This window comes from Proteus sp. G3927 (genome assembly GCF_963894685.1).
In the GTDB taxonomy this organism is placed as follows: Bacteria; Pseudomonadota; Gammaproteobacteria; order Enterobacterales; family Enterobacteriaceae; genus Proteus; species Proteus mirabilis.
Genome location: NZ_CAWQGX010000010.1, coordinates 1 through 21,812, shown reverse-complemented (window position 1 = coordinate 21,812; position 21,812 = coordinate 1). Strand labels below are relative to the sequence as shown.

General features: G+C 39.0%; 25 protein-coding genes. 11 read left to right on the top strand and 14 right to left on the bottom strand.

What is annotated here, in order from left to right:
* Positions 1-14: 14 nt before the first annotated feature.
* The 7 genes from AACV00_RS03315 to pspA form a co-directional block, all read right to left on the bottom strand.
* Entirely contained in the window at positions 15-437 is a 423-nt protein-coding gene (locus AACV00_RS03315) for a hypothetical protein (protein ID WP_049219577.1), read from the bottom strand.
* 457 nt (positions 438-894) lie between these two features.
* Positions 895-1,941: a YcjF family protein gene (locus tag AACV00_RS03310; RefSeq protein ID WP_004243095.1), complete on the bottom strand. Its 1,047-nt coding sequence runs from the start codon at positions 1,939-1,941 to the stop codon at positions 895-897.
* Positions 1,938-3,332, bottom strand: a complete 1,395-nt coding sequence (locus AACV00_RS03305; protein WP_004243096.1) for a YcjX family protein — start codon at positions 3,330-3,332, stop codon at positions 1,938-1,940. Before AACV00_RS03305 ends, AACV00_RS03310 begins: the two co-directional genes overlap by 4 nt.
* Positions 3,313-3,567: a phage shock protein PspD gene (gene pspD / locus AACV00_RS03300; RefSeq protein WP_236645512.1), complete on the bottom strand. Its 255-nt coding sequence runs from the start codon at positions 3,565-3,567 to the stop codon at positions 3,313-3,315. Before pspD ends, AACV00_RS03305 begins: the two co-directional genes overlap by 20 nt.
* 87 nt (positions 3,568-3,654) lie before the next feature.
* Positions 3,655-4,011, bottom strand: a complete 357-nt coding sequence (pspC, locus tag AACV00_RS03295; protein ID WP_004243099.1) for an envelope stress response membrane protein PspC — start codon at positions 4,009-4,011, stop codon at positions 3,655-3,657.
* Positions 4,011-4,241 (bottom strand): envelope stress response membrane protein PspB, encoded by a 231-nt coding sequence (pspB, locus tag AACV00_RS03290; protein ID WP_004243100.1) that lies wholly within the window; start codon positions 4,239-4,241, stop codon positions 4,011-4,013. The genes pspC and pspB overlap by 1 nt, the downstream gene beginning before the upstream one ends.
* A gap of 36 nt (positions 4,242-4,277) precedes the next feature.
* Positions 4,278-4,946: a phage shock protein PspA gene (gene pspA, locus AACV00_RS03285; protein ID WP_017628083.1), complete on the bottom strand. Its 669-nt coding sequence runs from the start codon at positions 4,944-4,946 to the stop codon at positions 4,278-4,280.
* A 216-nt stretch (positions 4,947-5,162) separates the two neighbouring features.
* Here pspA and pspF point away from each other — a divergent pair, with 216 nt between their 5' ends.
* The 8 genes from pspF (at position 5,163) to gstA (ending at position 13,606) form a co-directional block, all read left to right on the top strand.
* Entirely contained in the window at positions 5,163-6,167 is a 1,005-nt protein-coding gene (pspF, locus tag AACV00_RS03280; protein ID WP_004248148.1) for a phage shock protein operon transcriptional activator, read from the top strand.
* 278 nt (positions 6,168-6,445) lie between these two features.
* Positions 6,446-8,137, top strand: a complete 1,692-nt coding sequence (sapA, locus tag AACV00_RS03275; protein ID WP_004243105.1) for an ABC transporter substrate-binding protein SapA — start codon at positions 6,446-6,448, stop codon at positions 8,135-8,137.
* Positions 8,134-9,099 (top strand): putrescine export ABC transporter permease SapB, encoded by a 966-nt coding sequence (gene sapB, locus AACV00_RS03270; RefSeq protein WP_017628082.1) that lies wholly within the window; start codon positions 8,134-8,136, stop codon positions 9,097-9,099. Before sapA ends, sapB begins: the two co-directional genes overlap by 4 nt.
* Complete coding sequence (gene sapC / locus AACV00_RS03265) at positions 9,086-9,979, top strand: putrescine export ABC transporter permease SapC (protein ID WP_004243108.1); 894 nt, start codon at positions 9,086-9,088, stop codon at positions 9,977-9,979. The genes sapB and sapC overlap by 14 nt, the downstream gene beginning before the upstream one ends.
* Positions 9,979-10,980 carry a putrescine export ABC transporter ATP-binding protein SapD gene (gene sapD, locus AACV00_RS03260; RefSeq protein WP_004248150.1) on the top strand — a complete coding sequence of 334 codons (1,002 nt, stop codon included), beginning with the start codon at positions 9,979-9,981 and terminating at the stop codon, positions 10,978-10,980. The genes sapC and sapD overlap by 1 nt, the downstream gene beginning before the upstream one ends.
* A complete protein-coding gene (sapF, locus tag AACV00_RS03255) occupies positions 10,970-11,779 on the top strand; it encodes a putrescine export ABC transporter ATP-binding protein SapF (RefSeq protein WP_004243110.1) in 810 nt (269 codons plus the stop codon). The genes sapD and sapF overlap by 11 nt, the downstream gene beginning before the upstream one ends.
* Before the next feature lie 208 nt (positions 11,780-11,987).
* Complete coding sequence (fabI, locus tag AACV00_RS03250) at positions 11,988-12,776, top strand: enoyl-ACP reductase FabI (RefSeq protein ID WP_004243111.1); 789 nt, start codon at positions 11,988-11,990, stop codon at positions 12,774-12,776.
* A gap of 218 nt (positions 12,777-12,994) precedes the next feature.
* On the top strand, positions 12,995-13,606 hold the full coding sequence (gene gstA, locus AACV00_RS03245; protein WP_004243113.1) for a glutathione transferase GstA: 612 nt from the start codon (positions 12,995-12,997) through the stop codon (positions 13,604-13,606).
* 78 nt (positions 13,607-13,684) lie between these two features.
* On the opposite strand, the gene pdxY is transcribed toward gstA, so the two are convergent.
* The 4 genes from pdxY to anmK all read right to left on the bottom strand — a co-directional run bounded on the left by pdxY (position 13,685) and on the right by anmK (position 17,889).
* Complete coding sequence (gene pdxY / locus AACV00_RS03240) at positions 13,685-14,554, bottom strand: pyridoxal kinase PdxY (RefSeq protein WP_004248153.1); 870 nt, start codon at positions 14,552-14,554, stop codon at positions 13,685-13,687.
* 120 nt (positions 14,555-14,674) lie between these two features.
* Complete coding sequence (tyrS, locus tag AACV00_RS03235; protein ID WP_049202939.1) at positions 14,675-15,949, bottom strand: tyrosine--tRNA ligase; 1,275 nt, start codon at positions 15,947-15,949, stop codon at positions 14,675-14,677.
* Positions 15,950-16,079: 130 nt separating this feature from the next.
* Positions 16,080-16,733 (bottom strand): pyridoxamine 5'-phosphate oxidase, encoded by a 654-nt coding sequence (gene pdxH, locus AACV00_RS03230; RefSeq protein ID WP_004243118.1) that lies wholly within the window; start codon positions 16,731-16,733, stop codon positions 16,080-16,082.
* Positions 16,734-16,776: 43 nt separating this feature from the next.
* Complete coding sequence (gene anmK, locus AACV00_RS03225; protein ID WP_049219980.1) at positions 16,777-17,889, bottom strand: anhydro-N-acetylmuramic acid kinase; 1,113 nt, start codon at positions 17,887-17,889, stop codon at positions 16,777-16,779.
* Positions 17,890-18,109: 220 nt separating this feature from the next.
* Here anmK and AACV00_RS03220 point away from each other — a divergent pair, with 220 nt between their 5' ends.
* Entirely contained in the window at positions 18,110-18,577 is a 468-nt protein-coding gene (locus AACV00_RS03220) for an outer membrane lipoprotein (protein ID WP_004243121.1), read from the top strand.
* A 344-nt stretch (positions 18,578-18,921) separates the two neighbouring features.
* Here AACV00_RS03220 and slyA read toward each other — a convergent pair whose 3' ends face one another.
* Together slyA and AACV00_RS03210 are read right to left on the bottom strand one after the other, a co-directional pair.
* Positions 18,922-19,350: a transcriptional regulator SlyA gene (slyA, locus tag AACV00_RS03215; protein WP_004243123.1), complete on the bottom strand. Its 429-nt coding sequence runs from the start codon at positions 19,348-19,350 to the stop codon at positions 18,922-18,924.
* Between the two features lie 462 nt (positions 19,351-19,812).
* Positions 19,813-20,052 (bottom strand): DUF1289 domain-containing protein, encoded by a 240-nt coding sequence (locus tag AACV00_RS03210; RefSeq protein ID WP_004243130.1) that lies wholly within the window; start codon positions 20,050-20,052, stop codon positions 19,813-19,815.
* Positions 20,053-20,232: 180 nt separating this feature from the next.
* On the opposite strand from AACV00_RS03210, the gene gloA reads away from it, so the two are divergent.
* Positions 20,233-20,640: a lactoylglutathione lyase gene (gloA, locus tag AACV00_RS03205; RefSeq protein WP_004248157.1), complete on the top strand. Its 408-nt coding sequence runs from the start codon at positions 20,233-20,235 to the stop codon at positions 20,638-20,640.
* A 95-nt stretch (positions 20,641-20,735) separates the two neighbouring features.
* Positions 20,736-21,374, top strand: a complete 639-nt coding sequence (rnt, locus tag AACV00_RS03200; protein WP_004243132.1) for a ribonuclease T — start codon at positions 20,736-20,738, stop codon at positions 21,372-21,374.
* Positions 21,375-21,444: 70 nt separating this feature from the next.
* Here rnt and AACV00_RS03195 read toward each other — a convergent pair.
* A partial coding sequence (locus AACV00_RS03195; RefSeq protein ID WP_161680047.1) for an RNA-guided endonuclease InsQ/TnpB family protein occupies positions 21,445-21,812 on the bottom strand: 368 nt, incomplete at its 5' end.

The window sequence follows — 21,812 nt, the reverse complement described above, 5'->3', positions numbered from 1 at the left end:
AGGTGATATTTTGATTATAAATGCTTTTTTAACGCTTTTAAAAAATTAAAACAGAAAAATGTTGAAGGTTGAATGATCTCTTTTAACTCATAAGCGATAAAATGCTTGATCCTTTCCAATAAAAACATAAGTTCTCTTCTTATAAATTTTTTGATTGTACAACAACCATGAGAAAAACAAAAAATGAGATAATCTAGTGCATATATCGCTGCTTTCTTTTTATTATTGTTTTTTACATACTCAAAGATCTGTGCCGTTTCTTTAATTGGTGATAATATAACTTGCTTTTGTTGTGCATATTTTATTTTATCAATTGCATCATCCAAAATAGGCGTTAAAAAGGCCAATTGACGGTTAATATGAGTAATATTCAAAGAAGAACCAATATAAAACTTGCGTCTTTGTTTTGAAAGTTTTTTTATTGTTTCAATCTTCATTTTTCTTTCCTCGTACTTTAGATATAAACTAATATAAAAACACTATTATAAAAAATACTAACCAGCTAATAATTTAATATTAAATATCATCGCAGTTATACATTTATATTATGTTGACGCTATTTATCATACTAAAGTTGATAAGCTTTACTATCAAAAAAAGAAAAAACGTTAGCTAAATGTTAAAAAATAAAATCAAATAAATACAATAAGTTAAATAAACACCTTAAAGCTATTAATCTTTACTTATAACTATTTTTTTACCAATGTAATACCAACTAACTTTACAACAATAAAATGTATATTTTTTGATAGAAATAAATTATTTCCTTGCCCATACACACATCACTTTTATATACACTAACAATTAATTTAGCGATAAAAAAACCTCAACAATAATACTTATTGTTGAGGCTATTCAATTTATATTGAATTAAAGAATATATTGATAGGTAACTCACTCTTTCTTCTTATTACCTAATGTATTTTTTAATTGACCAATAAGCTCTTTTCTAAAGTCACTCAATTTAGGCTTATTATCAATCCAGGGTAATGGACGGCATAACTCCATTGCTTTAATTCCCAATCGGGCAGTTAATAATCCAGCGCCAATGCCTTGAGCGGCACGCGTGGATAACCGAGCAGCCAAATCTTGTGAAAGCCAATCCATTCCCACTTCTCTCACTAATTCAGTCGCCCCAGCAAACGCAATATTGACGAGTACCAAGCGAAATAGCTTTAGTCGGCTATAGTAACCAAGTTCAATACCATATATTTGTGCAATACGATTAATTAACCTAATATTTCTCCAACCAATAAACGCCATATCCACCATTGCTAATGGACTTACTGCAATCATAAGGGTTGATTCCGCTGCAGAACGACTAATTTCAGCCCGTGCTTGCTTATCTAAAATCGGTTGTACTAATTGGCTATATAATTCTAAAATTTCTCTATCGTTATGCGTATCATGTAATGTACTTTGCCAACGAATATAAGCAGGATGTTGTGAATTAATACCTGCTTGTTTGGCTAAATCTTCACAAAAAGGGCGACCATTCCCTATTGCATGACTATAGAGTAATTCTCTCGCTTTATCACGCTCGTCAGCCCGTTGGCGTAAACGATAAATACGACGCCACTCAGTAATTACCGATCCCATACCCGCAATAACAATTAATCCTCCCGCACTGGCTGCGCCTAAAGCAATCCAATCAGAATTTATCCATGATTGATAGATCCACTGTCCCGCTTGAGCAATAACACTGACACCTAAAATAGTACTCGCCACTGTTATTAAGCGTTTCCATAAACTTTTTCTAGGCTTTAGGGCCGATTGGATCTCACCTTCTAAACGCCCTTCATTTTCCTGTGCCTCTAATTGCGGATTGTAGGGAACAAATTGTTCATCTTGATTGAAATCAAGCCCTTTTTTTAAGCTAATTTCTTCGTTTTGTAAGGTTGATTGTTTAAAATCAATACGTGATTTTAATGGCTCATTCATTTTAGTTTATCCCCTAATAAAAACTCCAAGGCACTATCCATACGAATATGGGGAACGGCACTGTCTCTCGATATTTGTTGAGGCCGGAAAGATTCAAAACTAAATCCTTGCTTTTGCCAAAATGCCTTTTCAGGCAATCTCTTAGGAACTTCTCCTGGAAAATAAACGAGCGGCTGATTATCCGTTAGTCGGTAGCCTTTTACGGCTGGGATTTTTTCACCATGATGATCGACAATGCCACTTTCTGTCGCAGCAATAGAAGCAAGCCCCATACAATCAATGCTTATTCCTTCAAAAATAGCATTCTGTTTCGCATCTTGAATAAGTTGCTGTAACAAAGAGACTAAATTTTCATGCTGATCTGGCGTGATATGGTCAGCCTTAGTGGCTGCAAATAGCAGTTTATCAATACAGGGGGAGAATAAACGTCTTAATAAGGTTCGTTTGCCATAATGAAAGCTGCGCATTAATTGTGTGAGCGCTTGTCTCATATCATTAAAAACATCCGCACCTTGATTTAGGGGTTGTAGGCAATCGACTAAGACAATTTGTCTGTCAAACCCTTGAAAATGGTCGCGATAAAATCCTTTTACAATATGTTGACCATAATATTCATAGCGCTTTTTTAACATACCAATATTCGTTTTTTTATCGGCATTTTTTAATTTAGCACTATCGTATTGCGTTAAGTCAGCCCAAGGGAAAAATTGTAAAACAGGTGCACCGGATAATTCCCCCGGTAAAACAAAGCGTCCCGGTTGAATAAAATGTAGTCCCTGTTTTTTACAGGCTAATAAGTATTCAGTATAAGCTGCGGCGATCTCGGCTAACAGCGTTTCATCAGCAGGGGCAAAGGGATCACATTTTTTTATTAACGACTGCCACTGTTGCACAGGTGCCGTTCGTTGTTGATTAACTCTATTCATCTGCTCAGACCATTCAAAATAGTCTTGCTCAAGCATAGGTAAATCAAGTAGCCATTCACCGGGATAATCAACAATTTCTAAATAGAGCGATGAAGTCTCTTTTATAAAACGCGTTAAAGACTCATGAGAGCGATAGCGTAATTGCAAACGTATTTCACTGACACCTTTAGTGGGAACAGGCCAGCTGGGTGGCGTATGGTAAAGTGACTCCATAGCTTCATCATAAGTAAAGCGTGGAATACTTAAGTTATGTTGCGGTATACGTTTAACCCCTAATAACTGTTGGTTGCGTGCCGCAGAAAATAAAGGTAAACGCGCCCCACTATGTACATTGGTGAGTTGATTGACTAAAGAGGTAATAAAGGCTGTTTTACCACTGCGGCTTAACCCTGTAACAGCGAGGCGTAAATGCCTATCTACGCCTCGATTAATCAGTGCAGTTAGTTCATTTTGTAAGCGTTTCATGTTTCTCCCAAGACACGTGACGCGATAACTTATCTAGCCCCATTTTTATCATAGGCTCAGCTATCAATAGAACCAACCAACGTAACGGTCTATAACTCACACGTTTTAATATACCGCCGGTTATTGCGGCTGGCCCAAATAAAGTTAATAACATTAAAGCAAATGTTACCCCTTTTTTCGCCCATTTAGTGAGTTTATTTGTTTTAACGGTTGTCGGTATCAAAGTGGAATTCATCATTCCTCCTTAATAAGCAAATGGTTTATATCCAAATAAAGACGCTCCTAGTATTGGAGCGTCATATTAGATTAAGTGGCAAGAAAATTATAAATCTTGAAAGCGTTTATTGAGCTGATAAGTCGAAGAAGTAATATAACGTTCCATTTGTTGTAAACGTTTTTCACCTTTTGTTAATTGACTATCCACTTCTTTTAAAATAGCTTTTAAATCCTCTTGCTGTTCCTGATGTTGGTTATAATTATCAGGTGCAGGCTCCATAAAGAAACTTAAAACAAGATAAACAACAATGGTTAAGCCAAAAAAACCAGCAAAGAGTGCAATCACCGCAATAACCCTGACTAATAGCACAGGAATATTAAAATAATGGGCAAGCCCAGCACATACGCCACGGATCATGCCTTCTTGTGGCAAGCGATACAATGATTTGCTCTGCATCGTCATTATGATTGCCTCCAGTTAGGATGTTCTGCATCAAGAATATCTTCTAATGTCTTAATGCGTTCCTGCATTTGCTGAGCTTTATCCACCAGCGCGCTCAGTCGCTGCATTTCTTGTTGGGTTAACTGAACCTTCCCTCCCCCTTTTTGGCTGTTATAGTGCAACCATAACCAAATAGGAAGAATAAATAACACAAAAATTGTCAGTGGTATTCCCAGAAATATATAGCCCATTACATATCCTTTATAAGATGGTTATTACGCTTGCTGTTACTCTTTATTAGTATTGATTTTAGCTTTTAATGCCGCTAATTGCGCGCTAATTTCATCATCGGCTTTCAGCTCAGCAAACTGTTGTTCTAATGATTTTTCTTTACCTAATCCATAGCTTTGCGCTTCGCCTTCCATATGATCAATTCGACGCTCAAATTGTTCAAAGCGCGCCATTGCCGCATCCATTTTACCGCTATCTAATTGACGACGAACCTGACGTGAAGAGTTTGCAGCTTGGTGGCGAACCACTAACGATTGCTGTTTAGCACGCGTTTCTGTCAGTTTATTTTCTAATTCACTGATTTCACCTTTAAGGCGATCTAATGTTTCATCAATGATAATTAGTTCGTGTTTTAAGGTATCGCACATTGAAGCAACACGTTGTTTTTCAATTAACGCCGCACGTGCTAAATCTTCTTTATCTTTAATCAGCGCGAGTTCCGCTTTATCTTGCCAATCTTTAATTTGTTTTTCTGCTTGCTCAATACGGCGCTCTAAGCTTTTTTTCTCTGCTAGCGTGCGTGCAGAAGTTGTTCTGATCTCAACTAACATGTCTTCCATTTCTTGGATCATTAAGCGGATCATTTTTTCAGGATCTTCTGCTTTATCCAGCAAAGAAGCGATGTTGGCATTAATAATATCAGCAAAACGTGAAAATATACCCATGATGTTATCCTTAATAGCTATGATAAATAATAGCCTTGAGTGTTGATTAAATAGCGTTATTAACAATAACGCCCAGTTGCTATAGTTAATACAATTTGCGTGCCAACTTTTCAAAACAACTTAACACATTAATAAATAACATTTTATTTTTCCTCGCCTATTTTTCACACTACTGATAGACTGGTGAGAAATACCTCAATATGGTGATTTTAACCAATGCAAGAGAATTTAGAGACAATAATTGGTGTTGATAGTCATTTTATCGATGTTTTAGAACAAACCTCAGCCCTCGCTCAACTCAAAAAACCGGTGTTGATTATTGGTGAACGTGGTACTGGTAAAGAGCTTATCGCTCATCGATTACACTATTTATCACCTTGGTGGCAAGGACCATTTATTTCCATTAACTGTTCGGCATTAAACGATAATTTGCTTGATTCAGAGCTGTTTGGTCATGAAGCGGGGGCATTTACCGGAGCGAAAAACCGCCATCAAGGACGTTTTGAGCGTGCCGATGGCGGCTCTCTTTTTCTTGATGAGCTAGCCACTGCACCGATGCTGGTACAAGAAAAGTTGCTACGCGTTATTGAGTATGGCCATTTAGAACGAGTGGGAGGTAGTCAATCGCTGCATGTCGATGTGCGCCTTATCTGTGCCACTAACGCAGATCTACCGGCAATGGCGGACGAGGGTAAATTTCGTGCTGATTTACTGGATAGATTGGCCTTTGACGTAATTCGCCTGCCCCCTTTAAGAGAGCGTAAAGCCGATATTATGCTACTGGCTGAAAACTTTGCGATTGCTATGTGCCAAGAGTTAGGGTTGCCCTTTTTCCCCGGTTTTAGTGACAATGCCCGCCAAATTCTTTTAGATTACCGTTGGCCGGGGAATATTCGCGAACTAAAAAATGTGGTTGAACGTTCTGTTTATCGCCATGGCACCAGTGAGCGTGAACTGGATAATATTATTATCGACCCTTTTGCGCGCTTTTCGTCTTCAACCATAGCTGAGCAACCTCAGCCTCAAAAGGAGATGATCTTTTCATTACCACCATTACCGCTAGATTTACGCCAGTGGCAACATAGCACAGAAAAAAACTTACTAGAGCAAGCATTGAAAGAGAGTCGTTATAACCAGAAGATGGCGGCAGAAAAATTAGCATTGAGCTATGATCAATTACGCGGATTAATAAAAAAACATCACATAAAATTGTCGGTCTAGTTTTGTATAAGATGAGCAAAGACAGAATGAAATACAGACAAAAAAAAAGCCAGCACCCGAGCTGGCTAGTAAAATAATACTGGAAGCAATGTGAGCAATGTCGTGCCCTTGTGCGAAAAACCTCTATCGCCAAAGGACAATACGGATGATAATCTTTATCATTAGCGTTTGTAAAGCTTTTTATTGAGAATTTTTCTCAATTTGTTTTTTTTGACAATTTTGGGCTAGCCAGTTTTTTAAGTTACAATAGCCAAATCGTTTATCTAAAAGACATAATTATGCGCCCTATTTTACTTATTAGTACTATGCTACTGGCTTCAATAAGTATGACTTGTATGGCAGAGATAGCTACCAAAGCTACAGAGCTATCTGTCGCGCAAGAGCCTACAAACATTCATCAAAATGGCTTTGTCTATTGTGTTGATGGCAGTGTAAATACGTTTAATCCTCAACTTTCGAGTAGTGGATTAATTATTGATCCCCTAGCCGCGCAACTTTACGATCGTCTTTTAGATGTTGACCCTTATACCTATCGCTTGATCCCTGAAATTGCCGCACGTTGGGAGTCTCTCGATAATGGCGCAACTTATCGCTTTTATTTGCGTAAAAATGTGTCATTCCAGACAACACCTTGGTTTACGCCTACACGTAAACTCACCGCAGACGATGTTATCTTTAGTTTTGAGCGCATGTTTTCTGCCAATAATCCTTATAATCAAGTTAATGGTGGTAAATACCCCTATTTTGATAGTTTAAGTTTGGCGGATAATATCAAATCAATTAAAAAGTTAGGCAAATACACCGTTGAATTTAATCTAAAATCTCCTGATGCTTCATTTTTATGGCATTTAGCAACCCATTATGCGCCTATCCTTTCAGAAGAATATGCCAGTAACCTTGAAAAATCGGGTAATCAATCGCAACTTGATTGGAAACCTGTAGGCTCAGGGCCTTTTTATCTTGATGAATTTCAGCCAGGCCAATTTGTTCGATTACTGAGAAATGAGCAATACTGGAAAGGTCAGCCCAAAATGCAACAAGTGGTTATAGACACGGGTGCAGGCGGTACTGGACGTATATCTAAACTCTTAACGGGAGAGTGTGATGTTTTGGCCTATCCTGCGGCAAGCCAATTAAAGGTCTTACGTGATGATCCTCGTTTACGCCTTACATTACGTTCAGGAATGAATATTGCTTATCTTGCGTTTAATACTAATAAGCCACCGTTTAACGATCTAAAAGTGCGTCAAGCCATCGCTTATGCGATTAATAATGAACGACTAATGGGATCTATTTATTACGGTACGGCTGAAACAGCCGCATCGGTTTTACCTCGTGCCTCTTGGGCTTATGATAATCGCGCTAAAATTACCGAATATAACCCTGAAAAATCGAAGCAAATATTAAAAGAGTTGGGACTTGAAGGACTTAAATTAAACCTTTGGGTTCCCAGTGCTCCGCAATCTTATAATCCCAGCCCGTTAAAAATGGCTGAATTAATTCAAGCTGATTTAGCCCAAGTAGGTATTCAAATGAATATTCGACCTATAGAAGGTCGCTATCAAGAAACCAGTTTGATGGATAGAACTCATGATATGACTTTATCAGGATGGTCAACGGACAGTAACGACCCCGATAGTTTTTTCCGCCCATTATTTAGTTGTGCGGCTATTAGTTCGCAAACCAATTTAAGTCATTGGTGCTCACCGGCATTTGACAATGTGCTACAACAGGCGCTTTATAGCCAACAACTGGCCTCTCGTATAGACTATTATCACCAAGCACAAGATATTTTAGCGCAAGAGCTACCGGTTTTACCATTAGCTAATTCTTTACGTATGCAGGCTTATCGTTATGATATTAAAGGACTTGTATTAAGTACATTTGGTAACGCTTCTTTTGCCGGTGTGTATCGCGAAGCAGAAGTTGATGAGGATAGTCACAACCAAGAGGCTACAACAAACCCATGATTATCTACTCGATACGTCGCTTACTGTTATTAATTGTGACGCTCTTTTTCTTGTCACTGGTGAGTTTTAGTCTCAGCTATTACACACCCAATGGGCCGTTAAGTGGTGCTTCTTTATTTGATGCCTACTTTTTTTATACCCACAATATGTTCCATTTTGATTTTGGAATTTCTTCAATTAATGGCGAACCCATTAAAGCACAACTTATTGAAGCATTTCCTGCCACTATGGAGTTATGTGCACTGGCATTTATCTTTGCCCTGCTTATCGGCATTCCTGCGGGGATCATCGCGGGTGTATGGCGCAATAAACCTGCGGATACTTTTATTAGTCATCTCGCACTTTTGGGCTTTTCAGTTCCGGTCTTTGGTCTTGCATTATTACTGACACTTTTCTTTTCATTAAAGCTAGGTTGGCTACCTGTTTCAGGCCGTATTGATTTACTGTATAACTTACAGCCTATAACGGGGATCGCAGTCGTTGATGCTTGGCTATCGGATTCGCCTTATCGTCAACAGATGATCATAAACGTTTTGCAACATTTAATTCTACCCGTGACTACACTAGCTATTGCTCCTACTACGGAAGTCATTAGGTTGATGCGTAATAGTACAGAAGAGATCATGGTCGAGAATTATGTGAAAGCAGCGGCAACCCGTGGCTTATCACGCTTTACTATTATTCGCCGTCATATTCTACATAATGCATTACCCCCTATTATTCCCAAATTAGGCTTACAGTTTTCTACCATGTTAACACTAACGATGGTGACCGAAATTGTTTTTAACTGGCCAGGATTAGGCCGTTGGCTAGTAACGGCCATTCGCCAACAAGACTATTCGGCTATTTCAGCCGGTGTTATGGTTGTTGGTTCAATGGTTATCATCGTCAATGTGTTATCAGATATTGTCGGTGCGATGAGTAATCCAATGAAACACAAGGTGGGATATGCCTTTAGATAGCCAGTTTTATAAAGAGAAAAAAACACCATCACCAGCTGCGGTGATTTGGCAATGTTTTTCTAAAGATATTCTCTCCATGGTGGGCTTTTATGGTGTTATCTTCCTGTTAATATTAAGTATTGTTGGTCCTTATATTGCGCCTTATGCACTCGACCAACAATTCTTCGGTCATCAATTAACACCACCTTCTTGGTATCAAAACGGTAATGTCACCTTCTTTTTTGGTACTGATGATTTAGGGCGCGATGTCTTTAGCCGTATTTTAATTGGTACGAGTATGACCTTTGGTGGCGCTTTTATTGTCACCTTTGCGGCGACACTGATGGGGTTAATTATGGGTTGCCTTGCAGGAATGACCCATGGCCTAAAATCCGCAGTGTTAAATCATATTTTAGATACACTGTTATCCATTCCATCACTCTTATTAGCCATTATTGTGGTCGCTTTTGTGGGGGCAAGTTTAGAGCACGCCATGATAGCAATTTGGCTAGCACTACTCCCCCGCTTAGTGAGAATGATCTATTCAGCGGTAAATGATGAATTAAATAAAGAGTACGTTATTGCCTCGCGTCTTGATGGCGCATCAAATATCTCTATTTTATGGTATACCGTATTGCCGAATATTACCCCAGTATTGGTTTCTGAATTAACTCGGGCTTTTTCTATCGCAATATTAGATATCACGGCATTAGGGTTTCTGAATTTAGGCGCTCAATTACCTTCACCTGAATGGGGGGCGATGCTCGGCGATTCCCTAGAGTTAATCTATGCAGCACCTTGGACAGTCCTTATCCCCGGAGCCACCATTATGATCAGTGTATTACTTGTCAATTTATTAGGGGATGGCTTACAACGTGCCATTAATGAGGGGGTGGAATAATGCCGTTATTAGACATACGCAACCTAACTATTGAATTTATGACGCCCGATGGCCCAGTAAAAGCGGTAGATCGCGTTTCCATTACCCTCAGTGAGGGAGAAGTGAGAGGTTTAGTCGGTGAATCTGGCTCCGGAAAAAGTTTGATCGCTAAGGCAATTTGTGGCGTGACTAAAGATAATATTAAAGTGACTGCGGATCGCTTTCGGTTCGATGATATTGATTTACTTAAATTGTCACCAAGAGCACGTCGTCGGGTAATTGGTCATAATGTGTCGATGATTTTCCAAGAGCCTCAATCTTGTCTTGATCCGGCGACCAAAATTGAACACCAGCTTATTCAAGCAATCCCTGGTTGGACATTTAAAGGCCACTGGTGGCAACGTTTTCATTGGCGAAAACGCCGTGCAATTGAGTTACTTCATCGGGTTGGTATTAAAGATCATAAAGATATCATGCGTAGCTATCCTTATGAGTTAACCGAGGGTGAATGCCAAAAAGTGATGATAGCCATTGCCATTGCTAACCAACCCCGTTTACTGATTGCCGATGAACCAACTAATGCGATGGAGCCGGCAACGCAAACACAAATATTTCGTTTACTCACCCGTTTAAATCAAAATAATAATATGACTATTTTATTAATTAGCCATGATTTGCAGTGGATGAGTAAATTAGCCAGTAAAATTACGGTCATGTATTGTGGTCAGACAGTGGAAACCGCCATACCTGAAGAACTATTGGTTACCCCCTATCATCCTTATACACAAGCCCTTATCCGCTCTATTCCTGATTTTACTAACTCTTTGCCTCATAAAAGCCGTTTAAATACGCTACCCGGTGCGATCCCCTCTTTAGAGCACCTACCTGTTGGGTGCCGTTTAGGCCCTCGTTGTCCTTATGCACAACGTCAATGTATTGAAGCACCTCGATTACGTGCATTTAAAAATCATGCGGTGGCTTGTCATTTCCCATTAAATGTGGAGACGACAGATGTTCGATAAATTACTTGAAGTCAAAAACTTATCAAAAACATTTCGTTACCGTACAGGATTATTCCATCGCCAGCAGTTGAAAGCGGTAAAACCGGTGAGTTTCACTCTTGAACCGAAGCAAACACTGGCGATTATTGGCGCTAATGGTTCAGGTAAATCAACATTAGCTAGAATGTTATCCGGCGTTACAGAGCCAACGGGTGGTGATATTTTTATAAACGGTCATCAATTAAGTTTTGGCGATTACTCTTATCGTAGTCAACGCATTCGGATGATATTTCAAGATCCCACAAACTCACTCAATCCACGTCAGCGTATTGGGCAAACATTAGACTTACCATTACGACTTAATACCGAACTTAGTGGCATAGAGCGAGAAAAACGCATTTATCAAACTTTGCGGCAAGTAGGACTATTACCAGAACATGCTAATTACTATCCACATATGTTTGCCTCAGGACAACGCCAGCGGATCGCCTTAGCTCGTGCACTTATTTTACAGCCACAGGTGATTATAGCGGATGAAGCTATTGCCTCTTTAGATATGTCTTTACGTTCACAAATTATTAATTTGATGTTAGAGCTACAAGAGACACATGAAATTGCCTATATCTATGTGACACAAAATTTAGGAATGACTAAGCATATTAGTGATAAAGTCATGGTGATGGATAATGGTGAAGTGGTCGAGCGTGGTAACACCGCTGAGGTATTAGCATCACCTTTACATGAAGTGACACGTCGATTAGTGGCTAGTCATTTTGGGGAAGCACTTACGGCAGAAGCTTGGCGACAAGATTTACCTTAATATTAAACAGCATTAACATCATATTAATTGTTTATTATTTCACCCTTTTCCTTCAACTCCTCGGAGGTGCAAGGGAAATTAAACAAATTTACAAATGTCGTGGTAGAATCAGCCACGATTTATTAACAATAAGCGTGATAACCTAACAGATAAATAAAATTCTGCATGATGTTATTATCGCAATTTACGAACAAACAAGGATACAGCTATGGGCTTTATGACCGGCAAACGCATTCTGATTACTGGTGTTGCGAGCAAATTATCAATTGCTTATGGTATTGCCAAAGCCATGCATGATCAAGGCGCTGAACTGGCTTTTACTTATCAGAATGAAAAACTCAAACCTCGCGTTGAAGAGTTTGCAGCCTCATTAAATTCTAACATCGTATTAGAGTGTGATGTGTCAAAAGATGAAAGCATTGACGCAATGTATGCAGAGCTAGCAAAAGTTTGGCCTAAATATGATGGTTTTGTTCACTCTATCGGTTTCGCACCTGCTGACCAATTAGATGGCGACTATGTTAACGCTGTCACTCGTGAAGGCTTTAAAATTGCCCATGACATCAGTGCATATAGCTTTGTTGCAATGGCAAAAGCAAGCCGTGCAATGTTAAATCCAAACTCTGCATTATTAACGCTGACTTACCTCGGTGCTGAGCGTGCAATTCCTAACTATAATGTTATGGGGTTAGCTAAAGCTTCTCTAGAAGCAAACGTACGTTATATGGCAAATGCTATGGGTCCTGAAGGTATTCGTGTTAACGGTATCTCTGCAGGTCCAATTCGTACCTTAGCAGCATCTGGTATCAAAGATTTCCGTAAAATGTTAAGCCATTGCGAATCTGTCACCCCTTTACGTCGCACAGTCACTACTGAAGATGTGGGTAATACTGCAGCTTTCTTATGCTCTGACTTATCTGGCGGGATCACCGGTGAAATCATTCACGTAGACGGTGGTTTTAGCATTGCAGCAATGAATGAATTAGAGTTGAAATAATTTCCCTTTATTTCATTACATTCTTTCTGAAAACCTCGAAATTCTTCGAGGTTTTCTTTTTTCATGAATAAGTTGTACTGTTCACAGATTTACAAAAGCCTATTTTATTTGCCAGATTTGCGTTTGCTAAATTCTTATAACGCCTTATTATCTAATGTTAGTGAGGATATTTCTTATCTTCACGGGTATCACCACTCATTGATAGGGAGTTATTTAAGATGAAATTGTACTACACGCCGGGTAGTTGCTCGCTTTCTCCTCATATCGTTCTACGTGAAACGGGTCTCGACTTTTCTATTGAGCGCATTGATTTACGCACCAAAAAAACAGAGTCAGGGAAAGATTTTCTTGCCATCAACCCTAAAGGGCAAGTTCCGGTTCTTCAATTAGATAATGGTGATATTTTAACGGAGGGTGTTGCTATTGTGCAGTATCTTGCCGATCTGAAGCCAGATAGAAATCTTATTGCCCCACCAAAAGCATTAGAACGTTATCATCAAATTGAGTGGCTAAACTTTCTTGCCAGTGAAGTTCATAAAGGCTACAGCCCTCTATTTTCATCTGATACGCCTGAAAGTTATCTCCCTGTGGTAAAAAACAAACTAAAAAGTAAATTTGTTTATATTAATGATGTACTAAGCAAACAAAAATGTGTTTGTGGTGATCACTTTACTGTGGCGGATGCGTATCTGTTTACGTTAAGTCAATGGGCACCTCATGTGGCGCTAGATTTAACCGACTTAAGCCATTTACAAGACTATCTAACACGCATTGCACAACGTCCTAATGTGCATAGTGCACTAGTCACGGAAGGATTAATAAAAGAGTAAGATTGCTATAAAGGCGAGTCTCATTAATAAACATAAAAAGCGGAAATTAATGACTTCCGCTTTATATTAACAATATGATTAATCTAACTGCGTTGCACAGAAGTTATGGGTTGGGTGCACCATTTGATCTTGAGCGGCGACGAGTTGTAACTCGTACTCATTCATCTCTTTAGTTTTTAACATCACTTCATAAACAGCAGCAGCAACATGCTCTAATGCCGTTTTTAGCTCAACACCTTTTAGTAAATCCACCAGCATTAAACCACTGGTTAGATCCCCGACACCAACAGGCTGACGTTCACCAAAATCAACCAGCGGTCGGCTCACATGCCAACTGTGATCTGCAGTCACCAGTAACATTTCAAAGCGATCATGACGAAAGCCTGCTCGTGATAAATGTTTTACTAATACAATTTTAGGCCCTTGCTGGCATAATTGACGGGCCGCTTTTACACATTGGTCAACATTATGCAGCGTTGCTCCACCAGCTAATGTTTCAAGTTCTAATAAGTTGGGTGCAATAATATCACTGATGGGCAAGGCATCTTCACAAAGTACGCCAGAAACTTCTGGAGGCACAATACAACCTTTTTCAGGATGTCCCATAACCGGATCACAAAAGTACCATGCGTTAGGATTAGCTTGTTTGACTTTTTTTACAATATCAACAATGCGTCGGCCTTGCTCTGCCGAGCCAAGATAACCACTTAATACCGCATCACACTGTGCTAATTTACCAATAGCAGCGATACCATCAACGATCTCAGTGATATGCTCCGCCGACATCACACAACCCGTCCATTTTTCTGGATATTGTGTGTGGTTGGAAAATTGAACCGTATTTAAAGGCCAAACATTTACCCCCATACGGCGCATTGGAAATTCAGCAGCGCTATTACCTGCGTGACCAAAAACTACATGAGATTGAATAGAGAGTATATTTTTCATGACATAAACCGATTATTGTGAATACACACAACACCCAAGCTTTATTATCATAGGCGAGGTATACACATTTATTTATTGTTATCAAAAAAGGGCAACCTACTGTTGCCCTTTTGTTGTCAATTATTTCCAGATAACAAGGCAGTAATGTTTTTTACCGCGACGTAAAATGGAATAATGACCAAATAAGAAATCTTTTTCTTCAAAGATGTATTCAGGATTATCCTGTTTTTCGCCATTAATAGATACTGCGTTAGAGCCAATCATTGTACGAGCTTGACCACGAGAAGGAACTAATTCTGCATTGACCAGTGCTTGTTGTAAATCATTGCCTTTTTCTAACTCAATAGTTGGCATACCATCTTGCGCTAATTGTTCAAGATCAGCTTGCGTTAAATCTGCAATAGCTCCTGAAAATAGGCTATCGGTAATACGTTTAGCGGCAGTTAAACCTTCTTCACCATGAACTAAACGTGTAACTTGTTCTGCTAACACACGTTGGGCGCGAGGTGCTTGACCGCTGTTTTTATCTTCCTCTTCCAGTGCATTAATCTCCTCAATGCTCATAAAAGTGAAGAATTTTAAGAAGCGATACACATCCGCATCCGCGGTATTGATCCAGAATTGGTAGAATTTATATGGGCTCGTTTTCTTCGGATCTAACCAAACAGCACCACCTTCTGTTTTACCAAATTTAGTACCATCAGATTTGGTAATTAAAGGTACTGTCATACCAAATACTTGTTTTTGGTTGAAACGGCGAGTTAGATCAATACCCGAAGTAATGTTACCCCACTGATCTGAGCCACCAATTTGTAACTCGACACCGAGGTTTTTGTTTAATGACGCAAAGTCATAAGCTTGTAACAGATTATAAGCGAATTCAGTAAAAGAGATCCCCACATCGTCACGGTTTAAACGCTGTTTAACCGCTTCTTTGTTGATCATTTGGTTCACAGAGAAGTGTTTACCGATATCACGCAGGAAGGTTAGCACATCCATTTGACCAAACCAGTCATAGTTGTTTGCTAATTCCGCACTGTTTTCACCACGGTCGAAATCTAAGAAAGGTGACACTTGTTTACGAATTTTTTCTACCCACTCGTGAACAGTATCTTGGGTATTCAGTTTGCGCTCGGTGGCTTTAAAACTAGGATCACCAATAAGACCCGTTGCACCACCCACCAACGCCACAGGCTTATGCCCGGCTAGTTGGAATCGTTTTAAACACAGCAAAGGAACCAAATGCCCCAAGTGCAGGCTATCAGCGGTAGGATCGAAGCCACAATAGAGAGCGATAGGACCTTGCTCCAAACGCTCCACTAAAGCTGCCTCATCCGTGACCTGAGCGATAAGCCCACGCTCCTGCAATTGTGTGATTAGGTTCTTGCTAGACATCAATGACTCCATCGGTTTATTGTTTTTTGTCTATTTAAAATATAAGTGAAACACAAGTGGTATAGCATAAAGCGCCACTACATTAAGTACCAGTAGAAAAAGCCTTTTTGATACAAATTTATTAGCCCAATTAAGGTGCTAAACGTTCAATAGACCATCCTTCTGGTGATTTTTGGTATATAAAGCGATCGTGTAGACGATTTTCTCTACCTTGCCAAAATTCAACAGAGTCAAAAGTGACTCGATATCCTCCCCAGAAACTGGGTAGAGGTACTTCTCCATGTTGAAATTTTTGTTTTAACTCCAAAAACTTACTTTCAAGCACCCCACGGGCAGAAATGCGAGAAGATTGTTTTGATGCCCAAGCTGCTATTTGGCTATCTTTAGGACGGCTATGGAAATATTTTACGACTTCAAATGCTGAAAGTTTCTCAGCTTTCCCTAAAAAACAGACTTGTCGCTCTAAAGGATACCAAGGGAAGAGTAAACTGACTCTTTGGTTATGTTCTAAATGACTCGCTTTACGGCTACCTAAGTTGGTATAAAAAACTAAACCTTTTTCATCAAAGTGCTTTAGCAACACAATGCGTTGATAAGGTTGTCCATTTTCATCAACGGTTGCCACACACATTGCAGTTGGATCACTTAAGCGAGCTTCACAAGCTTGCTTAAGCCATTTTTCAAATAAAACTAATGGCTGTTCGGTTAATTCATGACGGCGTAATCCACCTTTCATATATTCACGTCGAAGATCAGCAACATCAATAAAATCCAGATCTGTCATTTTTCACTCTCTCTTTTGAGATACTGTGCTCAGCATATCACGCTTATCGAGGATTTGTAGGATAAATCGCCCCTAAAATTGTTTCTCGTGATGCCCCTGTAACAGAAGGTAAATTGCCGGGTTCATTTGCCATTGTTCGTGCGGCCAACCACGCAAAAGCTAATGCTTCCATATCATCGCCACTAAGACCATATTTGTCCGTTAACGAGACTTCTGTACCGGGTAATAAGCTGGCAAGACGATGCATAATTTGACCGTTTTTTGCCCCGCCACCACACACCAATAAACGCTCACATCCACCATTGAGTTGTACTTGCTGTGCAATACTGATAGCGGTTAGCTCTACTAAAGTTGCCTGTACATCCTCTGGAAATACATTGGGTACTTTAGCCAAATGATAATGTAACCATTGGGTATTAAAATATTCTCGTCCAGTACTTTTTGGCGCTGAACGAGAAAAATAGGGATCTGCCAGCATTTCCTGTAATAATTGGGTATTCACATTTCCAGTTGCTGCCCATTGCCCATTATCATCATAGGCTGTCTGATTATGAACCCAGTTCCAACTGTCTAACAGCATATTGCCAGGGCCTGTGTCATATCCTTTCACTGCAACGCCAGGTAATAGCAGCGAAATATTGGCAATACCACCAATATTTAACACAATGCGTTTTTCTGTAGGATGGCCTAATACTGCAAGATGAAATGCAGGAACCAATGGTGCACCTTGCCCACCATATGCCATATCACGACGACGAAAATCCCCGACAGTGGTTATTCCTGTCAAGGCAACCACTCTATTGTTATCACCAATTTGCATGGTAAACGGGATATCACTTTCTGGCTCATGCCAAATTGTTTGACCATGACATCCTATCGCCGTGATATCAGCAGCACTTAATCGCGCTTTCGCTAATAATTCCATAATAGCTTTTGCATAGAGTTCACCCAGTTGCGCATCTAATAAGCCTAACTCATGCAACGTCACAGGTTGGCCTTGGCAAACGGCTAAAATGCGTTGACGCAAGGTTTGAGGATAAGGTAAAAAATGGTTGGCTTGTTGAGCAACCAGTTTATTACTAATGGCTGCCAGCACCACATCAACACCATCTAAACTTGTACCAGACATCACACCAATGTATCGCCCTGCTTTCATGCCCTTTTCCTTATAATCAAGATGATGCAACTTTTTAACATATAATGTTATATTCTTTTTTTCGGAAATCTCTTCAGTGTTTACTTGCGCTCTTTACTATATAGTAAGAGGTATACGATTAAAATCAGTGTCGACATATGCAAAAAATAAGCTATAACTGATATTAAATTAAATTGATATAATCTGAAAAATTATTATCAGATTTCCATTAGGAGTAATTATGTTTAAGCATTTACTTGTTGGTCTTTTTGCTGTGACAACGCTGGCTGGTTGTGTAAATACAAGCTCTTTATCAGGTGATACTTATACAGCAAGTCAAGCTAAACAAGCACAAAACGTAACTTATGGCACCATTGTTTCAGTACGTGCAGTAAACATTCAAGCCGGTAGTGATGAAAATGTTCTTGGTGCTATCGGTGGTGCCGTATTAGGTGGTTTATTAGGTAATACAATTGGTGGTGGTACAGGCCGTAACCTAGCAACCGCAGCGGGTGCTATTGCTGGTGGTATGGCTGGACAACAAGCACAAGGTGCTTTAAATACAACCAAGGGTGTGCAATTGGAAGTACGTTTAGATAGCGGTAAAACTGTGGTTGTCGTACAAAAAGCAGACAATACTGCCTATAGACAAGGTCAACGTGTTGCTGTGATTGGTAACGGTAATAATCTCACCGTTTCTCCACGCTAAGTTTATTTACTTGAGATGTGTGATAAGCAAAACAGGCAACCATTCTAGTTGCCTGTTTTATTAATAGAAATTATTTTACTTATAATAACCAGTTTTATAACTTATTAATTAATTCAAACATTGCATTATCTACCTTTAATTAATGATAAAAATCACTCGTCTTTTATCATCAATTATTAATTGATAACGATTTTATTATAAGATCAACAATAGACTTCATAGATAAAATCATCTTATCTACCCTCTAGTAGAATTATAATAAATCCTTTGAAATTAAATAATAAATAGAATTATTACAAATAAAACCATTAGAAATAAAATTGCTGTAAATTAGCCCAATTTAATTAGTCATGCAATCTAATTATATTTTTCTCTAGCTTTTTAATAAGATAAATCAAGTTGTCTATTTCTTCCTTCTTTATACCACTTAATATTTCTTGACGTGTCTTCTCAATAACTGCATAAACTTCTGAAATAAAAGGTTCTGATTCTTTTGTTAACGTTATACGCTTTGCTCTGCGATCACTTGAACAAGTATGTCTACAAATCAGTTTTTTTTCTTCTAACTGATCGAGAGTTCTCACTAATGATGGTTGTTCAATACCAATTGCTTTAGCCAACTGGATTTGAGATTGTTCTGGAGGCAGTTGACTAATATTATACAACGTTACCCAATGAGTTTGAGTCAATTTTAATGGCTTGAGTCGGTGATCAATTAAGGCACGCCATAATCGAACTAAACGCGCTAAATCAGCTCCTAATGTTGATTCCACTTATCCCTCCTTAAATTCGCTTTTCTTTCAGCTTTTACAAAGTTTAGATATGTTCTTTAAAAACACTATTTTGTAAATTACATTATTTATTGATTGATGAGCCGACCTCTTTATCTTATTTTTATAATATTAGAATCCTATTTATTAGATAGGAAATTATTTTTAAGATCCAATTATGTATATTTATCGCCACGAATGAATCTCTATAAAGAATAACCTTGTTATAAAAACTAATCTATATTTTTTTACATAATAATCATTATTATTTCACAAGAAATGCCGAGAAAACAAAAAAACCTTACAATTCACGGAATTAAAAACCATTAACAAAACAAATATTTACAATGAATATTATTTACCTTAAAAATTAAATAAAATGAACTAACTAAATACAATCAATAAACTAATTAAATTATATTAAAACGTTAGTTTTATTTTAAAATTTAAAAATAAATAATAAATTTAAAATAAATCCAGCTGTTCATTCTCTTTTTCTGTTTCAGACACTGTTTTTTGTTGAGCTCTTAAATATCGTTGTCGACAAAGTCTCAATACATTTCGTTTTTCTTGTTGACTCATCGTTGACCAACTAAAGCGTTCTTGACGACTACGGTAACAACCAATGCAATACCCTTGTAAATTAGATTCACATCGACCAATGCAAGGGCTTGGGATATCGAAGAATTCTAATTGTTCTTGCATTGATTATTCTCCCCAATTATTTGTTACTATAGAGTATAGTAAAAAGAGATATTATCTGCCCATTTACTACAATACTGATGAGTAAAGCGTAAATTGAACTATAGGGCTGTAACGCGTTATAGTACAACACCATCAGTTTATACTGTCGGGTGTCATATTTAACAAACACGAGAGGTTTATATGCGAGTACTTCATACCATGATCCGTGTAGGCGATTTACAACGCTCTATCGATTTTTATACCAAAGTTTTAGGTATGCAACTTCTACGCACCAGTGATAATGAGGAATATAAATACTCGTTGGCTTTTGTTGGCTATGGTGATGAAAGTAGCGGTGCTGTTATTGAATTAACCTATAACTGGGGTGTGACTAGCTACGAAATGGGGACTGCATTTGGCCATGTTGCATTAGGGGTTGATGATGTAGCTGCAACTTGTGAGGCTATCCGTCAAGCGGGGGGTAACGTTACCCGTGAAGCAGGCCCTGTTAAAGGTGGTACAACAATTATCGCCTTTGTAGAAGATCCTGATGGATATAAAATTGAATTAATCGAAAACAAAAGTGCCAGTCAAGCTCTGGGTAACTAAATATTAGTAAAACCAGAAAGGCATTGTATTGCTTTTCTGGTTCCTGATTATTATTAATTTCTGATGTGCTATTTTCATCGGATAAGTACAGTTTAATGCCTGATAAAATAAACCCTAATGAATTATGTAACCGCTTTCGAGGTTACTATCCAGTCGTTATTGATGTTGAAACGGGTGGATTTAATGCCAAAACAGATGGCTTACTTGAAATTGCTGCTATCACTTTAAAAATGGATGAGCAAGGTTGGTTAAAACCTGATAATACATTGCATTTTCATGTCGACCCCTTTGAGGGCGCAAATTTAGAGCCAGCGGCGTTAGAATTTACCGGAATTGATCCTACAAATCCTCTTCGTGGTGCTGTCAGCGAATATGAAGCGTTACACGCCATTTTTAAAATGGTACGTAAAGGAATGAAAGACGCCAACTGTAACCGTGCGATCATTGTGGCTCATAATGCTAATTTTGATCATAGCTTTGTTATGGCGGCAGCTGAGCGAGCAGGTTTAAAGCGTAACCCTTTCCACCCTTTTGCTACTTTTGATACTGCGGCTTTAAGTGGTTTAGTACTAGGACAAACTATTTTAGCTAAAGCCTGTATTACTGCAGGTATCCCCTTTGATAGTAAACTCGCTCATGGGGCTTTATACGATACCAATCGTACATCATTACTGTTTTGTGAATTAGTTAACCGCTGGAAAAAATTAGGTGGTTGGCCACTACCAACGCCCTAATCAAACTTATCTATTTGGCTGTGCCATTTGACATCCTCCACGCCCTAAAGGACGTGGAGCCCTACTGCGTTCAGACTGATGTCTGAATCACCTCGGCGGGTTCCTGCTTCGACGGGCGGTCTGACTGCACCCTCCCTCCACAGGCAAGCACGGCATGTCCTGCCGCTAAAATGTTACGTGCCCCGTTGATATCAGCATTCGCTGTATATCCACATTCAAGGCACTCGAATTGACTTTGTGACTGGCGGTTTTCCTTTGCTGTATGACCACAGCAAGCGCACTTCTGACTGGTGTAGGCAGGAGGTATTGCCAGTACCTGACCTCCTCGCCAGAGCTGCTTGTACTCAAGCTGACGGCGCATTTCATACCAGCCCTGCTCCAGTATTGAGCGGTTTAAACCAGATTTAGCTTTTACGTTCCGTCCAGGCCGTTCTGTCG

Excerpts from the sequence above, each read along its gene's own strand:
- AACV00_RS03315 (WP_049219577.1), bottom strand. The coding sequence starts at position 437 with ATGAAGATTGAAACAATAAAAAAACTTTCAAAACAAAGACGCAAGTTT.
- AACV00_RS03310 (WP_004243095.1), bottom strand. The coding sequence starts at position 1,941 with ATGAATGAGCCATTAAAATCACGTATTGATTTTAAACAATCAACCTTA.
- AACV00_RS03305 (WP_004243096.1), bottom strand. The coding sequence starts at position 3,332 with ATGAAACGCTTACAAAATGAACTAACTGCACTGATTAATCGAGGCGTA.
- pspD (WP_236645512.1), bottom strand. The coding sequence starts at position 3,567 with ATGAATTCCACTTTGATACCGACAACCGTTAAAACAAATAAACTCACT.
- pspC (WP_004243099.1), bottom strand. The coding sequence starts at position 4,011 with ATGACGATGCAGAGCAAATCATTGTATCGCTTGCCACAAGAAGGCATG.
- pspB (WP_004243100.1), bottom strand. The coding sequence starts at position 4,241 with ATGGGCTATATATTTCTGGGAATACCACTGACAATTTTTGTGTTATTT.
- pspA (WP_017628083.1), bottom strand. The coding sequence starts at position 4,946 with ATGGGTATATTTTCACGTTTTGCTGATATTATTAATGCCAACATCGCT.
- pspF (WP_004248148.1), top strand. The coding sequence starts at position 5,163 with ATGCAAGAGAATTTAGAGACAATAATTGGTGTTGATAGTCATTTTATC.
- sapA (WP_004243105.1), top strand. The coding sequence starts at position 6,446 with ATGCGCCCTATTTTACTTATTAGTACTATGCTACTGGCTTCAATAAGT.
- sapB (WP_017628082.1), top strand. The coding sequence starts at position 8,134 with ATGATTATCTACTCGATACGTCGCTTACTGTTATTAATTGTGACGCTC.
- sapC (WP_004243108.1), top strand. The coding sequence starts at position 9,086 with ATGCCTTTAGATAGCCAGTTTTATAAAGAGAAAAAAACACCATCACCA.
- sapD (WP_004248150.1), top strand. The coding sequence starts at position 9,979 with ATGCCGTTATTAGACATACGCAACCTAACTATTGAATTTATGACGCCC.
- sapF (WP_004243110.1), top strand. The coding sequence starts at position 10,970 with ATGTTCGATAAATTACTTGAAGTCAAAAACTTATCAAAAACATTTCGT.
- fabI (WP_004243111.1), top strand. The coding sequence starts at position 11,988 with ATGGGCTTTATGACCGGCAAACGCATTCTGATTACTGGTGTTGCGAGC.
- gstA (WP_004243113.1), top strand. The coding sequence starts at position 12,995 with ATGAAATTGTACTACACGCCGGGTAGTTGCTCGCTTTCTCCTCATATC.
- pdxY (WP_004248153.1), bottom strand. The coding sequence starts at position 14,554 with ATGAAAAATATACTCTCTATTCAATCTCATGTAGTTTTTGGTCACGCA.
- tyrS (WP_049202939.1), bottom strand. The coding sequence starts at position 15,949 with ATGTCTAGCAAGAACCTAATCACACAATTGCAGGAGCGTGGGCTTATC.
- pdxH (WP_004243118.1), bottom strand. The coding sequence starts at position 16,733 with ATGACAGATCTGGATTTTATTGATGTTGCTGATCTTCGACGTGAATAT.
- anmK (WP_049219980.1), bottom strand. The coding sequence starts at position 17,889 with ATGAAAGCAGGGCGATACATTGGTGTGATGTCTGGTACAAGTTTAGAT.
- AACV00_RS03220 (WP_004243121.1), top strand. The coding sequence starts at position 18,110 with ATGTTTAAGCATTTACTTGTTGGTCTTTTTGCTGTGACAACGCTGGCT.
- AACV00_RS03210 (WP_004243130.1), bottom strand. The coding sequence starts at position 20,052 with ATGCAAGAACAATTAGAATTCTTCGATATCCCAAGCCCTTGCATTGGT.
- gloA (WP_004248157.1), top strand. The coding sequence starts at position 20,233 with ATGCGAGTACTTCATACCATGATCCGTGTAGGCGATTTACAACGCTCT.
- rnt (WP_004243132.1), top strand. The coding sequence starts at position 20,736 with ATGCCTGATAAAATAAACCCTAATGAATTATGTAACCGCTTTCGAGGT.